The 1078-nt window shown below is 39.3% G+C and carries 2 protein-coding genes; both read right to left on the bottom strand.

All coding sequences use genetic code 11. From position 1 onward, the window contains the following. Positions 1-816 (bottom strand): glycosyltransferase family 2 protein (locus IQR33_RS05085; protein WP_193843567.1); only part of this gene is annotated, 816 nt, incomplete at its 3' end. Continuing rightward, a partial coding sequence (locus tag IQR33_RS05080) for a DegT/DnrJ/EryC1/StrS family aminotransferase (protein WP_193843566.1) occupies positions 816-1078 on the bottom strand: 263 nt, incomplete at its 5' end. The genes IQR33_RS05085 and IQR33_RS05080, both read right to left, overlap by 1 nt.

Here is a 1078-nt window from a genome sequence, read left to right as displayed (position 1 = left end):
AGCGGTACACATACGCTTTTTAATCGCACTCACAACTTTAGTGGCGTTTTTACTCTCTGCATCTCGCAAGTTCATTTTAAGATCTTGCAGTTCACGCTGAGCATTAATTACTGTGTTGTCATACCTTTCTTCACGTGTTTCTTTTGCGAACGTTGATATGCCACCCAATCGATATTGGATCCATTTTTTGTTTTCATGATGAATACCATTTAACAAAAAGGCTCGAAGGACATTGATGCGATCTTCATTGATGATGTCTTTGTTGTAAGGAGCAAACTCGTTCAGTACATCAGAGGTAAAAGCGGCACAACAACCATCTACTGCACACTTTCTATTAATAATATTTTCGAGTGTGTACGGCTTTTTATTTTGCTTAATCGATTCAAATGACTCAATAACATCGCCTTGCTCAGAAATTTTGTCGTAACCACCAATAATTAAGCTTGGTTTGCCATTTTTCAACCAGGCTTCATAAGTTTCCTCAACTCGGCTCGGCATCGCTATATCATCGCCAGCTTGTACAATAATAAGCTTATTTTGGTATTGCCCCCGCAAGGAGTTGATTTGGCTAACTAAACCAACATTTTGCTTATTGTGGCGATATTCAATATTTAATCCTTTAGGCGCAAACTCTAAAAGCGATAGAATTATTTTATGACTATCATCAGGTGAACAGTCATCCAAGATCAATAATTGGCTTGGCCACACGGTCTGGCTCAATGCCGCTGGCAATGTTTTCTCAAGATAACGAGATTGTTTATAACAAAAGAAGACATAAACCACGTCTTCTAATACTTGCACATGCTCTTGTGTCATTACTCAACCTTAAAAGAGTTGATTGCATCGACTACTTCTTGACTCTCGTCTTCACTCAAGTAGGACGACATTGGCAATGACAGCACCTCATTTTGTAACTGCTCAGTCAACGCTAATGACAGATGACCAAACTCTTTATAAGCCTGCTGTTTATGCGGCGCTATCGGGTAATGTACTTGTGTTTGAATACCATACTCTGATAAATGCTTAACCAATGCATCTCGGTGTGAAGTTCGCACCACAAACAAATGCCATACATGTG

Origin of the sequence: Vibrio sp. OPT46, from assembly GCF_015163535.1 — a bacterium.
Taxonomy (GTDB): Bacteria; Pseudomonadota; Gammaproteobacteria; order Enterobacterales; family Vibrionaceae; genus Vibrio; species Vibrio alginolyticus.
Note: the sequence above shows the minus strand (reverse complement) of the source record. Positions and strands in the feature narration are given on the sequence as shown.